This is a genomic window from Spirillospora sp. NPDC048911, assembly GCF_043198015.1.
In the GTDB taxonomy this organism is placed as follows: domain Bacteria; phylum Actinomycetota; class Actinomycetes; order Streptosporangiales; family Streptosporangiaceae; genus Spirillospora.
Map to the genome: position 1 here is coordinate 329429 of NZ_JBICUD010000009.1, position 13672 is coordinate 343100.

At 71.1% G+C, this 13672-nt stretch carries 15 protein-coding genes; 14 read left to right on the top strand and 1 reads right to left on the bottom strand.

All coding sequences use genetic code 11. The annotated features are described in order from the left end of the window. Positions 1-78: 78 nt before the first annotated feature. Together ACGFNU_RS36335 and ACGFNU_RS36340 are read left to right on the top strand one after the other, a co-directional pair. Positions 79-996 (top strand): S1C family serine protease, encoded by a 918-nt coding sequence (locus ACGFNU_RS36335; RefSeq protein ID WP_392601103.1) that lies wholly within the window; start codon positions 79-81, stop codon positions 994-996. Between the two features lie 30 nt (positions 997-1026). Then, on the top strand, positions 1027-1497 hold the full coding sequence (locus ACGFNU_RS36340) for a LysR substrate-binding domain-containing protein (protein ID WP_392601104.1): 471 nt from the start codon (positions 1027-1029) through the stop codon (positions 1495-1497). A 31-nt stretch (positions 1498-1528) separates the two neighbouring features. Here the strand turns inward: ACGFNU_RS36340 and ACGFNU_RS36345 are convergent, their stop codons facing one another. Continuing rightward, a complete protein-coding gene (locus tag ACGFNU_RS36345; RefSeq protein WP_392601105.1) occupies positions 1529-2713 on the bottom strand; it encodes a glycosyltransferase in 1185 nt (394 codons plus the stop codon). Between the two features lie 618 nt (positions 2714-3331). Here ACGFNU_RS36345 and ACGFNU_RS36350 point away from each other — a divergent pair. The 12 genes from ACGFNU_RS36350 (at position 3332) to ACGFNU_RS36405 (ending at position 13642) form a co-directional block, all read left to right on the top strand. Continuing rightward, complete coding sequence (locus tag ACGFNU_RS36350; protein WP_392601106.1) at positions 3332-4003, top strand: LmbU family transcriptional regulator; 672 nt, start codon at positions 3332-3334, stop codon at positions 4001-4003. Positions 4004-4050: 47 nt separating this feature from the next. Next, positions 4051-4896, top strand: coding sequence for a DUF4097 domain-containing protein (locus tag ACGFNU_RS36355; RefSeq protein ID WP_392601107.1), 846 nt, complete (start codon positions 4051-4053; stop codon positions 4894-4896). A gap of 171 nt (positions 4897-5067) precedes the next feature. Beyond that, positions 5068-5298 carry a DUF5988 family protein gene (locus tag ACGFNU_RS36360; RefSeq protein WP_392601108.1) on the top strand — a complete coding sequence of 77 codons (231 nt, stop codon included), beginning with the start codon at positions 5068-5070 and terminating at the stop codon, positions 5296-5298. A 292-nt stretch (positions 5299-5590) separates the two neighbouring features. Further along, positions 5591-6751 (top strand): sensor histidine kinase, encoded by a 1161-nt coding sequence (locus ACGFNU_RS36365; protein WP_392601109.1) that lies wholly within the window; start codon positions 5591-5593, stop codon positions 6749-6751. After that, positions 6744-7868: a hypothetical protein gene (locus ACGFNU_RS36370; RefSeq protein WP_392601110.1), complete on the top strand. Its 1125-nt coding sequence runs from the start codon at positions 6744-6746 to the stop codon at positions 7866-7868. The genes ACGFNU_RS36365 and ACGFNU_RS36370 overlap by 8 nt, the downstream gene beginning before the upstream one ends. Continuing rightward, the gene (locus ACGFNU_RS36375) at positions 7853-8506 is read left to right on the top strand and encodes a DNA-binding response regulator (RefSeq protein WP_392601111.1); all 654 of its coding nucleotides are present in this window, start codon (positions 7853-7855) and stop codon (positions 8504-8506) included. Before ACGFNU_RS36370 ends, ACGFNU_RS36375 begins: the two co-directional genes overlap by 16 nt. 239 nt (positions 8507-8745) lie before the next feature. Beyond that, positions 8746-8961 carry an MbtH family protein gene (locus ACGFNU_RS36380; RefSeq protein WP_392601112.1) on the top strand — a complete coding sequence of 72 codons (216 nt, stop codon included), beginning with the start codon at positions 8746-8748 and terminating at the stop codon, positions 8959-8961. A 34-nt stretch (positions 8962-8995) separates the two neighbouring features. Beyond that, a complete protein-coding gene (locus ACGFNU_RS36385; RefSeq protein ID WP_392601113.1) occupies positions 8996-9661 on the top strand; it encodes an FMN-binding negative transcriptional regulator in 666 nt (221 codons plus the stop codon). Between the two features lie 58 nt (positions 9662-9719). Continuing rightward, on the top strand, positions 9720-10427 hold the full coding sequence (locus ACGFNU_RS36390) for an LmbU family transcriptional regulator (protein ID WP_392601114.1): 708 nt from the start codon (positions 9720-9722) through the stop codon (positions 10425-10427). 50 nt (positions 10428-10477) lie between these two features. Beyond that, the gene (locus ACGFNU_RS36395) at positions 10478-12082 is read left to right on the top strand and encodes an amino acid adenylation domain-containing protein (RefSeq protein ID WP_392601115.1); all 1605 of its coding nucleotides are present in this window, start codon (positions 10478-10480) and stop codon (positions 12080-12082) included. Positions 12083-12116: 34 nt separating this feature from the next. Beyond that, positions 12117-12347: an acyl carrier protein gene (locus ACGFNU_RS36400; protein WP_392601116.1), complete on the top strand. Its 231-nt coding sequence runs from the start codon at positions 12117-12119 to the stop codon at positions 12345-12347. A 107-nt stretch (positions 12348-12454) separates the two neighbouring features. Next, entirely contained in the window at positions 12455-13642 is a 1188-nt protein-coding gene (locus ACGFNU_RS36405) for an NAD(P)/FAD-dependent oxidoreductase (protein ID WP_392601117.1), read from the top strand. Positions 13643-13672 lie beyond the last annotated feature (30 nt).

Sequence of the window (13672 nt, forward strand, 5' to 3'; positions counted from 1 at the left end):
CGTTGGTTGACCCTTGAGGTCGCTGCCGCACGTAGTTCCCGGTGAGGAGAACTCTCGCCGACGAGCTGAGGAGCCGACGTGAGCATCGACCCCGCCTACCGTTACTACGACGACCCGTGGGGTGATCGCGCTCGGACGGCGACGCGCACGTTCGAAGCGCCGTGGGAGGGTGCCCCGCAGGTCCCGCCGTTCGCGTACACGGACGAGACGGGCCGGCGCCGCGACAGGGGATCTCGCGGGATCCTGGTCGCGGCCGCCCTGATCTCCGCCTTGAGCGGTGCCGTGGCGGGCGCCGGCGGTGCCATCGCCACCGGTCTGGTGGGAGCCGGGCAGCCGGGAGCCGGGCTCCAGACGGAGGCGGCCGCCGACACGGCGACGCGGCCCGGGGACCTGCGGAGCGCGGCGGCGAGGGTCCAGCGGAGCGTGGTCTCGATCGACGTGCGCGGGGCGGCGGGCCGCTCGACCGGTTCGGGCTTCGCGATCGACGGCCAGGGCAACATCCTGACCAACGCCCACGTCGTGGAGGGCGGGCGGACGTTCGTCGTCATGCTGCCGGACCGCAGGAACGTCAGCGCGCGTCTCGTGGGCGCCGACGCGGCCAACGACATCGCGGTGCTGTCGGTCGGGGCGTCCACGAGCCCTCCACCGCTGGTCATGGGCCGTTCTTCGAGCCTGCGCGTCGGAGACCAGGTGCTCGCGGTGGGCTCGCCCCTCGGGCTGGCCGGTACCGTCACGTCCGGCATCGTCAGCGCGGCCCAGCGCCAGGTGTCTCTCGGCAACGGCAACCGGCAGGCGGCCGTGCAGACCGACGCGTCGATCAACCCCGGGAACTCCGGCGGTCCGCTGGTCGACACCCGCGGCCGGGTCATCGGGGTCAACACGGCCATCGCGACGCTGGGCCAGGGGGCGGACGGCGGCGGGTCGGGCTCGATCGGCATCGGCTTCGCCATTCCCGCGGAGCGCGCGGACGCCATCGCGCGCCGCCTCATCCGGTAGCGCGGCGAGCCCGGTGCCGCCGAGATCGAAGTGCTCCCGAGCGGCACGTGCGAGCAGGAAGAGATGCTGCGCGACGGCCGCGCCGACGTGGCACTCATGCATACGCCGTTCAACTCCCTCGCCGGGTTCGACAGCGAGGAACTGCTGACCGAGGGACGGATCGCCGTCCTGCCCGCCGGGCACCCTCTCGCCACGCACACGACCTTGACCCTGGCCGACGTCACCGACGTCCCTGATCTTCCGCTCGCCCGCTGGCCCCGCGACGGCGTCTACCCTCCCGGCCCCGGCCCCGAGGTCCGCGACCAGACCCAACTGGCCCAGCTGATCGCCCTCGGACGCACCGCGGCCATCTTCCCCGACTCCTCCCGCGCCTGGCTCTGGGCCGAACACACCGCCGTCCCCCTCATCGACGCACCCCCCGTCGTCACCCACATCGCCTGGCCTCCGCACAGCCGCTCCCGCACCCTCGCCCAGCTGATCCGCACGGCCACACGACTCTGACGGCACGGTGTCCGGGCTGCTCGCGTCGAGGTCAGGCGGCGAGTTGTTCGGTGGGGCGGAGGCGTTCGAGGACCCGGTCGTAGGTGCGGGCGGTCTCGTCGGCGATGCGGTTCCAGGAGTAGCGGCTGTGGGCGCGGTCGGCGGCGGCGATGGAGTAGCCCGTCAGGGTGGTCTGTTCGGTGAGCAGGAGGCGGACGGCGCGGCCGATGGCGGTGGGGCGGTCCGGGGGGACGTGCAGGCCGGTGATGCCGTCCAGGACGCAGTCGGCGGCGCCTGCGACGGGTGTGGCGATGACGGGGACGCCGCAGGCCATGGCCTCCAGCGGGGCCAGGGGCGAGGTGCCGGTGGGGGAGAGGCAGAGTGCCAGCTCGGCGGTGCGCAGGAGGCGGGGGAGGGTCTTGCGGGGCATGGCGCCGAGGAAGATGACGCGGTCGTCGACGCCGAGTTCCTTGGTGAGGACCTGGAGTTCGCGGACCTGGGTGTCGCCCTCCAGTTCTTCGCGGGCGGGGCCGCCGGTGATGGCCAATTCGGCGTCGGGGATGTGGATCAGGGAGCGGATGGCGGTGGCGGCGCCGCCGTCGTCCAGGTCGTCGGTCAGGACGACGAGGCGGTCGCGGTCGCTGCGGGGCAGCGCGGGGCCGAGCTGGCTGAAGTGCTCGGTGTCCACGCCGTAGGGGGTGATGGTGATGGAGCGGCGCGGGACGCCGATCTTGACGAGTCGTTCGGCTTCGTCGGTGCAGCCGGCCAGGACCGCGGCGGCGTTGCGGCCGATCGCCTTCTCCAGGCGGAGCCGGGAGGGGTGCACCGGCCTGCCGGTCGTGCGGCTGTGGTAGCTCTGCACGATCGGGATGTCGAGGCCGCGGGCGGCGGCGGTGGCGGCCAGGCCGGCGATCCAGCCGTGGGCGTGCACGAGGTCGGGCTTGCCGTGCGGGGTGGACCAGTGGTGGTGCAGGGCCGCGGCCAGGTCCGTGACGTGCGGGATCAGTTCGTCGTCGGTGAGCGGGCGGGCCGGTCCGGCGTCCAGGTGGATCAGCCTCGCGGTGGCGCTCAGCTTGGTGCGGCCGGGCGCGGCCGCCTCGTGGCGTCGGGTGTAGAGGGTGACCTGCCGTTCGCCTTGGCCGAGCGCGCGGGCGAGTTCGGCTACGTGTACGGCTTCGACCTGCTGGTTCTCGACGGTGGCGGCGGAAACCAGGGCGATGTTCAGGGGGGAAGACACGACACGACCTCCGGATGTGCGCAGGGGCAACCAGGAGATGTCGTCGTCTTAGACACCCACTCGCAGGATCTTGTTTCCAGGACCGATCGCGACGAAACCTCCCAATCCGGTTGCTGTCCGACTTCGTCCGCCTCCCGCTCGCCGGCATTAATCGTCTCGCCAGAGACGGATTGACCCCCGGACGGCGGACGTGACGCTGGCCGAATTTCACGCCAGAATCTGCACAACTGAGATGAATCCCAGTGAAAGGTGTGCCAAGTGTCTGTGGTCATCGGCTCCCCAGCATCCTCTGCCGGAACGTTCCCCCACAGAGGATCTGATGACACTGTGTGACAAGTTCGCTTCCCCGAGGAGCGGCAATTGCCGCCCGGGGAATTTCTCATGCTCGCCGTAGGGCGCTTGCGCGCCGAACCGTCGCTGACGGGGAGCGGGCCATACGGGGATGAGGCGGCCTGACGGCCGCCGCGTGTGCCGGCTCGTCTCCCGCTACGGACCGGCCGTCTCTCGATCATTGACCGCGTCACGCCCCTTGATGGAGCGGGACGCGGCTCCGCTGGAATCTTCCTCGGTCACCGTGTCTGTCGGCCATGCACGGCTGGATACTCGAATGGAGAGATAATGGCGAACCAGGTCAGTGACACCGAACAGATGAAGTCCGTTCTCTACAGAAAGAAGCCGCAACGGGTGCAACGTGGAGTCGTCTCCGACGAGGGGCGCCGCGGCAATGTGCTCACGACGGCGGTAGGGCTGCAGATACCGGCCGAATTGACGTTCGAGGACTGGGAGCGGGCCGGCCGCCAGCTCTCCGGGATCGTGAACTCGTCGGCATGGTGGCTCGGCGACTGGCTCGTATACGGCAAGGAGCACTACCGCGACCGGTACGAGCGGGGAATCCTCGCGGCCGGGCTGCAATACCAGACGTTGCGCAACTACGCCTGGGTCGCGGGGCGGTTCGAGTTGTGCCGCCGGCACGCGGCGCTGAGCTTCCAGCATCACGCCGAGGTCGCGTCGCTGCCGGTCGAGGAGCAGGACAAGTGGCTCGACCACGCCGAGAAGGCGAGGTGGACCACCAAGCAGCTGCGAGAGAGCATCCGGCTCTCGCGCGCGACCGAGGCCCGCGAGGTCGCGCGGCCCGAGGCCACGCAACGGCTCGCGGTGCCCGGCAGCCACATGCGGCGCTGGCACCTGGCGGCGGAGCAGTCGGGAATCGACCTCCAGCAATGGGTGCTGACCACGCTGGACAGCGCGGCCGCGCGGGCACTGGAGGAATGGTCCGGCGAGAAGGCATGAGGGCGGCTGTCACCGACGCCGGCCACCGGACTCCGTGAAGGGACACCATGCCCACCTTCGACACGCCGGAACCGATCCTGGCCTCGATCCGCATCGGGGCCGGGGTCGTCCGGATCACGGCGGAGAACCGGGCCGACACCGTCGTCGAGATCGCTCCGAACTCCGGCACCAGAGCCGACGTGCGGGCCGCGGAGCGGGTCCGGGTGGACTACGAGGCCCGCGAGCTCCTGGTGCGGACCTCCTGGGCACGGACCCTGTTCGGCAGGTCCGGCGGGGTCATCGTGGAGGTGGTGCTGCCTAAGGGCTCACGGCTGAGGGGCACCGCGCGCAGGGGCGATCTCGTCTGCGCGGGGCGGCTGTGGGAGTGCGAGTTCAGGACCGGCGCCGGGAGGCTCCGGGTCGAGGACGCGGGCCCGGTCCGCCTGCGCACCCGGCACGGCGACGTCGCGCTGGGGCGTGCGACGGCCGACGTCGACGTGGCCACGGGTTCCGGCGAGCTGCGGATCGGACGCGTGGACGGCGACCTGGAGCTCAGGAACTCCAACGGTCACACCTGGATCGAGGAGATCACCGGCGACCTGCGGCTGAAGGTGGCCAACGGGAACGTCGACATCGGCCGCGCCCACGGCTCGGTCACCTCGACGGCCGCCAGGGGCAGTATCCGTGTCAAGGAGGTGACCCGCGGCCGGGTCGAGCTCCGGACCGGGACGGGTGACGTCGAGGTCGGCGTCCACGGCGGCACCGCGGCGTGGCTCGACGTCAAGTCCCGGGCGGGCACGGTGCGCACCGCCCTCGACGATGCCGGCCAGCCTGGCGACCGCACCGAGACCGTGGAGGTGCACGCCCGGACGGGCCGCGGCGACATCACGATCTGCCGGGCGGTGGCGGGATGACGGGAATGTCCTGCCGACGGGACGCGCCGCCTCGGAATATCGAAAAGGACGTCCGCCGGGGGTGGTCCGGCCATTCTTCCTTTCTTAGACTTCGAGTGCCGGTCCGAATGGAGGGGCTCGGAACATGATCTCGATCTCCGGGAATTCGGGCGCACGAGAAGGGAATTCGCCGTGAACATTTCTGGTGACCCGGGCCGCGGCACGGGATTCGTCGACGTCGAGCTCGTGGGCGGCCCGGCCGGCGGGCCCACCCGTGTCAACGTGCCCGTGTCGGCCGTGGACGAGGGCGAACTGAAGGTCGAGCGAGGCGGCGGATACGACCACTACGTGCGTGCGCAGCCGGGCGGCGGTGCCGAGGTGCCCGTCTTCACCTGGGCCACCCGGACGAAGATCGCCGAATAGCTCCCGGCCCTCGGCACTCGCCGGCGGCACCGGCCGGCGTCAGTTCCGGAATTGGCAGGCCACTTTCGGCCGCCTCATGCCGTGGCCGAATCCGCGGCCGGGCCACCGTCGTTGGGCCGCGCAAACGCGCCAGTGTGATGACCTTGTGACGCTGGGAAGTTCGCTCGCTCACCGCCATGGCCGTAATCGTCTTTCGGGCGGGACGCCGATCGGGTGATACTGCTCCACATGTCGGAGGCGATCTTACCTTTCGGGACATGGGGCGATGGCTGTACCGAGCATGTGGCGCGGTGTGACGGTCCGATCCGACCCGGGGCCCGGGCCCTCGGAATACGCGCTGGCCTACGCGATCCGCGGTTTCGTGGTCGCGCTCCGCTGCGGCGCCGTGGTGGCGGCGGTCGTCGCGGCGGCGGTCGACGGCGGCGGCGGAGTGTCCCGGCTCTGGCAACTGGCCTTGCTCGGCGGACTCGTTCTGTGGTCCGCGTTCTTCACCATGACGGCGGTCCGTTATGGACCGGGGTCTTTCCTCGTGGCCGGTGACTCGGCCGTGGTGGCGCTGGTACTGCTCGCCCAGCCACGGCTCGTCCCCGTCGCGTCGGTCGTCGACGAGACCACGTGGGCCATCGTGCTCGCGGGGTCGGCGGTCTACGTGGCGCTGCTGTCGACCGGCCGGCTGACCGGGTCGCTGCTGGCGGCGGGCGTCATCGCCGCCTACATGATCGGTGTTCCGGCCGAGACCAGCCAGGTGCGCAGCCTGGTCGTCCAGGCCACGGCGGTGAGTGTGATCATGTGGCTGCTGCGCCGCGGCGGCCGGCGGGCCGACGTGATCGTCGCGGACCGCGACCGCGAACGGCGGCGGTCGATGGTGGAGGCGGCCCGCCGGGCCGACGAGCGGATCCACCGTTTCCAGGTGCACGACACCGTGCTGTCGATGCTCAGCATGGTCGCCTCGGGCGCCGTCCCGGCGGACTCGCCCGGCCTGCGCAGGGACGCGCGCAGGGCGATGCAAGTGATGGAACGGTTCTCCGGAGGATGGCTCGACGGCGACGGGACACCGGTCGACCTCGCGGAACAGCTGCGCGGGCTCACCGAGGAGCTGTCCGTCCCGGTCACCGTCGATCTCACCATCGTCCATGACGGTGACGCGGCCCGAATGGAGGTTCCCGCGCCGGTCGCGGCGGCGATCACGGGTGCGGCCGGCGAGGCGCTGCGCAACGTCGACCGCCACGCCGGGGTCTCCCGGGCGTGCGTGCGGGCCGAGCGGCACGGCGGCGCGGTCACGGTCACCGTCGCCGACCGGGGGCGGGGATTCGAGCCCGTCGGAGCGCAGGTGAGCCGCCGCGGCATCAGGCACTCGATCGTCGAACGCATGATCACGGTCGGTGGCCGCGCCACGGTCGACTCCCGGCCCGGCGCCGGGACCGAGATCACGCTGCGGTGGCCCCGTGGTTGAAGCGTCGCCGCGGACGTCGTTCGCCGTGCGTTTCAACCGGGCGTTCGACGCGGCCATGGTGTGCACGGCGGCCCTGTGGCAGGTCGGCGCCGCGGGCACGGCCCTGCTGACCTACCTCGACCACTACCGGTCGCCCCTCGTGGCCGTCGCGGTCTGGGCGGCGCAGTGCCTGCTCCTCGTGGTCGCCTCGGTCCTGCTCCTTCGCAGCGGGGGCGGCTCCCGCTGGACCGTGCCGCTGGCCGTGGCCGACCTCACCACGGGGATCGTGATGGCGGCCGACTGCCCGCAGGGCGAGCTGCTGAGGATCAACTGGGCGTGGACCACGGCCGGGCTGATCGGCGTGCTGCTGCTCATGCACCGGCCCCTGCGGGAGTTCGTCGGGTTCCTGGTCGTGAACGCGGGCGTCGTCCTCGTCGCGCTGGTGTCCACCTGCGACCTGAACCGGCACGTCATCGCCGGGTTCGTGGTCCTGCTGTACGCCTCGGCCAGCATCCAGCTCGCGATGGCCGGCGGCGCGCGCGTGTTCCGGGCGAGCGGCGGCGTCGCCGCCGCGGCGGCCGCCGACCGGTGGGAGATGGCCACCCGGGAGATGGTCATCGCGGAGGTCGCCGCGGCGCGGCAGGACCGCTATCACGAGGCGGGACGGCTCGTCGCGCCCATCCTGCGGGGGCTGGCCGACGGCAGCGCCGATCCGTCCGATCCGTCGTTGCGGCATCGCTGTGCCACCGCCGAGAAGATGCTCCGGCAGCTGCTGGCCGAGCAGGAGGACATTCCGGATCCGCTGCTGCGGCTCCTCCAGCCCGGCGTCGACGAGGCGCTGCGCCGCGGGGCGGTGGTCGACGTGGCCCGGGTCGGCGAGCCGCCGCCGATGGACCAGGCGACCGTCTCGGGGCTCGCGGAGGTGGCGCTCGCGGTGCTGGCGAGGACGCGGACGTACGCGCGGATCACCGTCGTCTCGACGGCCACCGACCAGGTCAGCGTCTCGGTCCTGACCGACGACCCCGCCGCCGGTGACATCACCGCGGGAGACGCCGGAGACGCCGGCGGCGGGGTCGACCTCACCATCGATCATGACGGTGAGCTGCTCTGGGCGGAGGCGCGATGGGCCCGACCGTGACCATCGCGGTCATCGACGACCAGGACGTGGTGCTGACGGGGATCAAGACCTGGGTCGCCGAGGACGCGCGGCACCGGGTCGAGATCGTCCACACCGGCCTGGACTTCGCCGACCTGGACACCGGCGCGGCCGCGACGGCCGACGTCCTGGTCGTCGACCTCCGCGTCGACGGCGAGCTCGTCTTCGACCGCATCGCCGCGCTCGCCGGTAAAGGCCGCAAGATCGTCGTGTTCTCCCAGCACGGCGAGCCGGACGTCATCCACCAGGCCGAGCTGGCCGGTGCCCGGGCCTACATCACCAAGGACTCCAACGAAGGCAGGACCCACCTCATCGAGGCGATCCTCACGGTGGCCGCCGGCGGCAGATACACCACTCCGTCGCAGGCGGGCGCCATGCTCGCCGCGAACGGGACCCTCGACGGGACACCCAGATTCTCCGACCAGGAACTGCGGACGATGCGGCTCTGGCTCGGCGGCCTCACCCGCGCCGGAGTCGCCCGCCAGATGGGCATCAGCGAGCACACGGTGAAGCAGTATCTGGAACGGGCCCGGGAGAAGTATTCCAGGGCGGGCCGCGAAGTGCAGACCCGTGTCGACCTTTACCGCGAGGCCCGCCGCGACGGCATCGTCACCGATTGACACCGCGCGCCGCTCATTGGCCCCGGTTCCTTTTGCCCGGCCATTCGGGCTCCCTTGTGGTGTCGGCGGCCGAGACTTACGGTGGCGTCAGCATTCGAGGGCCAGTGCGGATTCAGGGTGTCCCGTCGACGGGACGGCGCCGAAATGGCGAGCCCGGCACGGCCCCGGAGAATTGCAATCCCGAGTTGCCCGTGACCTTCGATCCCGAGTCACGTCGTGACGGTCAAGGACGGTGGCGAATGAGCACGAATCCCTTCGACGACGAGGACGGCCGTTTCCTCGTCGTGGTCAACGACGAGGACCAGCATTCCCTTTGGCCGGTGTTCACCGAGGTGCCCGCGGGCTGGCGGATGGTCTTCGGTGAGGCGTCCAGGGCCGAATGCCTGGAGTACGTCGAGCGGAACTGGACCGACATGCGCCCGCGAAGCCTGCGGGAGGCCATGGCGGCGGACTGAACCCCGGCCGGATGCTGCGGAGGAGTGGATCGCGATGTTCGTGCCTGGCATGTACCGGGAGCCCGACGCGCAGTGGATCGTCGAGCTGATGCGGCGGAATCCGCTGGCGCTGCTCATGACCAACGGCGGTGACGCGGAAGGGCCGTACGGCACGCATCTGCCGGTCGTCCCGGACCCGCGGCCGCCCGCCGGGGAGTCCGCCGGCGGGCGCGCGGACCTGACCGGGACGACGCTGCTCGGCCACATGAACCGGGGGAACCCCCAGTGGAAGGCGCTGCGGCCCGCGATGCCCGCGGTGCTCAGCTTCGCGGGCCCGCACGCCTACGTCTCGCCGGCGCTCTACCGGTTCACCCCCACGGCGCCGACCTGGAACTACACGGCCGCGCAGGTGCGCGGGGTGATCGACAAGGTCGAGTCCGACGAGGAGACGCTGGCCGTGGTGCGCTCCACGGTGCGGGTCCTGGAGGCCGATTTCGGATACGGCTGGGACATGTCCGGGTCGATCGGCCACTTCCGCCGGATCCTGCCCGGGGTGGGCGCGTTCCGGTTCACGGTCACCCGGGCCGAGGCGATCTTCAAGCTCAGCCAGGAGCAGAGCACCGAGACGCGAGGCCGGGTCTGCCGCCACTTCGCCGAGGAGGGGGCCGGCGGGCAGCGGGAGGTCGCGGAGTACATGAACAGGCTGACCGAAGTGGAATGACGTGATCGCCGCCCAGGCGAACACCCCTGGTCCGAAGATGACGTTTGGGGAGCATCCTGTGAGTGCTACGAACGGTTACAAGACGGAGCCGGTGACCACCGGCGGTGATCCCGCGCAGCGCGACGTGGTCCTGTCCATCGTGGGGAAACAGGCGACGGCGCGGAAGTCGGGGATGGTCTTCGCGCAGAACCTGTCGGAGCGGTCCTGGGAGCAGATCGGGTCCGGCCTGCGCGAGCTCACGAACTCCTCGGCGTGGTGGCTCGCCGACTGGCTGATCTTCGGGGAGGCCGCCTACGGGCTGCGGCGGTACCGGGAGGCGATCGACCGCACCGGGCTCGACTACCAGACCTTGCGCAACTACGCGTGGGTGGCCCGGCGGTTCGAGCACCACCGCAGGCGGGACGCCCTCAGCTTCGCCCACCACGCCGAGGTGACCCGCCTGTCGCCGCCTGAGCAGGATTACTGGCTGCGCAAAGCCGAACAGCAGAAGTGGTCGCGCAACGAGCTCCGCAGGGCGGTTCGCGCCAGCCTGGCCGAGCAGAGCCGCGAGGCGAGCCTCCCCCCGGGCGGCGACGAGAAGCGCGAGGCGCCCCGGGCGGCCGAGCCGGCGGGAGCCGGCGAGCGCCGGCGGAAGGGCACCACGCTCACCATCGAACTGTCCGCCCGCCAGCTGGACTCCTACGCGGAGGTCGCGGCCGCGCACGGCCTGCCCGTCGACAAGTGGGCGACGCAGGTGCTCGACGCCGCCGATTGGCGTACCGCCTAGATCCCGCCCCAGATCCCTGCCCCAGATCCCCGTCACACCGGAGTCGGTTGATGATCCTCCAGGGAAAGCGGGTCGCCCTGCCCCCGGCGCCCGTCGTCCACAAGCGGTTCGAGGCGCACGCGGAGGTCGCCCCCCAGGCCGTCGCGGTCTTCTGCGCCGGGCGGCGGGTGACGTACGCGGAGCTGGACGCGAGGGCGAACCGGTTCGCGCACTTCCTCGCCGCGCGCGGGCACGGCCGGGGCGCGAAGGTCGGCGTCTGCCTCGACTACTCGATCGGCATGGTCGTCGCCGTCCTCGGCACGCTGAAGGCGGGCGCGGCCTACGTACCGCTCGACCCGGCCTACCCGCCGGCGCGGCTCCGGCTGCTGCTGGGGCAGATCCCCGATCTCGCCCTGATCGTGGCCTCCCCGGCGACGGCCGGGATGGTCGGATCGGCGGTCGCCGAGGTCGTCGATCTCGATCAGCTGTCCGGTCAGCTGGCGGGTCTCCCCGCGACCCGTCCCGACGTCTGCGTCACCGGAGACGACGTGTGCTACGCGGTCTTCACGTCCGGGTCGACCGGTACGCCGAAGCTGACCGCGGTGCGGCACGAGGGCTGGTTCAACCTGCTGAACTGGCTGGCGCTCGAGTACGGCCTGCACCGCGGGTCGCACAACCTGGTCGTCAGCGCGTTCGGGTTCGACCTCTCCCAGCGCAGCCTGATGGCGCCACTGTTCTGTGGCGCCACCCAGTACCTGATGGCGAGCCGGAACTTCGACGCCCTGATGGCCTATCGCATGCTGACCGAGCACGAGATACGCACGGTGCACTGCGCATCGAGCACGCTGTACCTGCTGGTGGACTGGGAGACCGCGCGCGGAGGCGAGGCGCTCACCAGGCTGGACTACGTGCTGTTCGGCGGGGAGCCGCTGAAGGCCGAGCGCATCGCGGACTGGGCGCGGCGCGAGGGCAACATGTGCACCCTGCTGCACCAGTACGGCGTCGCCGAGTGCACGGACGTCGCGACGTCGTACGACTTCACCGGCCACCGCGCCGGCGAGCACGACATCACGCCGGTCGGCGGACCGGCCTACAACACCGACATCCACCTCCTCGACGAGCGGATGCGCGGTGTCGGGGCGGGGGAGTACGGGGAGATCTGCATCTCCGGCACCAGTGTCGGCGCGGGCTACCTCAACGGCGCGGGTCCCGAATCCGGGAAGTTCACGACGGTCGTGGTCGGCGGCGCGCCGCGCAGGCTGTACCGCACGGGTGACCGCGGCTTCGTGACCGAGGCCGGGGACCTCGTCGTCACCGGCAGGATGGACGCGCAGGTGAAGGTGCGGGGCATGCGCATCGACCCCGCCGACATCGAGCGCGCGCTCGGCAGGCTGGCCGGGGTCCGGGAGGCCGCCGTGGTGATCGCGCCCCCCGGCTCCGGGGCGGGCTCCGGCTCCGGTGAGGCCGAGCTGGTCGCGTTCATCGTCCCGGCGGGCGACGCCCTCGCCGCGAACGACGTGCGCGCCCGGCTCCTCGAAACGCTGCCGCGGAACATGGTCCCGGCCCGGTGCGTCAACATCCCGCGGCTCCCGTTGAGCCCGCACGGGAAAGTGGACCGCACGGCGCTGGCCGACGCGTGCCGCGATCATTTCGCCGGCAGCGGCACCACGGCATGACCGGCGGACCTTGATGGCAATGGAGAGGACTGTGATGATCGCCGACAAGGTGCGCGCCATCTGGTGCCGCGAACTCCGGCGCGACGACGTGTCGGTCGATGACGACTTCTTCGCCCTGGGCGGCCAGTCCGTGATCATGGCCAGAATCCAGGTCGCCCTCATCGAGGAATTGGGCGTCGAGGTCCCGGTGGACCAGATGTTCCTCAATCCGACGGTGGCGTCGATTTCCACTTACATCGAATCCCTGGATTCTCTGCCCCGATAACGGCAACCCCGGCGCCGCTCCATGTCCTGCCGGCGGGACACATATTCCGCCCCGCCGGATCGCGCGGCTAGCGTCGAATTCATCATTCACTCGGTATGAGAGGCGCCATGTACGACGTGATTGTCATCGGTGCCCGTTGTGCGGGTTCGCCGGCGGCCATGTTGTTCGCGCGGGAGGGATATCGCGTCCTGCTCCTGGAGAAAGCGCGCTTTCCCAAGGACACGCTCTCTTCGCATTATATTCACCAGCCCGGAGTGGCGCTGCTCGGCCGGTGGGGACTGCTCGACGAGCTCCGCGACGCGGGCTGCCGGCCGATCGACCACGAGAGCTACGAGGGGCCCGGCGTCCGGCTGGACGGCTTCTCCCTGCCGGTCGACGGCTACCGGACGACCTACGCGCCCAGGCGGTTCGTGCTCGATCCGATCCTCGCCGGCGGCGCCGTGGCGGCCGGTGCCGAGTTCCGGGAGTCCTGCGCGGTCACCGATCTGCTGTTCGAGGACGACCGGGTCGCCGGGGTGCGGTACACGACTCCCGGCGGCGCCGAGGCGACGGACCGGGCGCGGCTGGTCGTCGGCGCGGACGGCATGCGATCGCTGGTGGCCCGCAAGGCCGGCGCGCCCAACGTCGTCGAGCACCCGCGGCTGACCTGCGTCTACTACGGCTACTGGGCGGGGGTCCCCGCGCACATGGAGCTGTACGAGCGGCCGGGACGCTGGATCGTCGCCATCCCCACCAACGACGACCTCACGCTGATCATGGCCTACTTCCCGCAGGACGAGTTCTCCGGCGTCCGCGCCGCGGTGGAGGCCTCCCTCCTCGAAGCCGTCCGCACCACGGCCCCCGGGCTGTACGAGCGGATGGCGGCGGGCAGGCGCGTGGAACGGCTGTACGGCACGGGGCATCAGGAGAACTTCTTCCGCAAGGCCTACGGGCCGGGGTGGGTGCTGCTCGGCGACGCGGTGCACCACAAGGACTCCATCACCGCCCGCGGCATCACCGACGCCTTCATCCAGGCCCGGTCCCTCACCGGGCACATCGGAGGGCGGCTGCACGACGACGCCGCGCTGGAGGCGGCGCTGAAGCGCTACGAGAACGACCTGAACGACGACTTCCCCGACCTCTACCAGGGCGTGCTCAACGTGGCCGAGCTCAAGCCGGAGGGGCGGACGGAGATGCTGCGGAAACTGGCCGGTCACCAGGAGCTGGTCGACCGGTACTTCTCCACGGTGTCGGGCGCGTGCTCCTTCGACGACTTCTACAACGCCGAACTCTTGACGGTGCTCGATCAGAACTGACCGGCGGCTCGCTCCCCGGTCGTCCGCCGA

What these genes read in the sequence shown, in the direction of transcription:
- ACGFNU_RS36350 (WP_392601106.1), top strand. Translation starts at nt 3,332, where the DNA reads ATGGCGAACCAGGTCAGTGACACCGAACAGATGAAGTCCGTTCTCTAC.
- ACGFNU_RS36355 (WP_392601107.1), top strand. Translation starts at nt 4,051, where the DNA reads ATGCCCACCTTCGACACGCCGGAACCGATCCTGGCCTCGATCCGCATC.
- ACGFNU_RS36375 (WP_392601111.1), top strand. Translation starts at nt 7,853, where the DNA reads ATGGGCCCGACCGTGACCATCGCGGTCATCGACGACCAGGACGTGGTG.
- ACGFNU_RS36380 (WP_392601112.1), top strand. Translation starts at nt 8,746, where the DNA reads ATGAGCACGAATCCCTTCGACGACGAGGACGGCCGTTTCCTCGTCGTG.
- ACGFNU_RS36385 (WP_392601113.1), top strand. Translation starts at nt 8,996, where the DNA reads ATGTTCGTGCCTGGCATGTACCGGGAGCCCGACGCGCAGTGGATCGTC.
- ACGFNU_RS36395 (WP_392601115.1), top strand. Translation starts at nt 10,478, where the DNA reads ATGATCCTCCAGGGAAAGCGGGTCGCCCTGCCCCCGGCGCCCGTCGTC.
- ACGFNU_RS36400 (WP_392601116.1), top strand. Translation starts at nt 12,117, where the DNA reads ATGATCGCCGACAAGGTGCGCGCCATCTGGTGCCGCGAACTCCGGCGC.
- ACGFNU_RS36405 (WP_392601117.1), top strand. Translation starts at nt 12,455, where the DNA reads ATGTACGACGTGATTGTCATCGGTGCCCGTTGTGCGGGTTCGCCGGCG.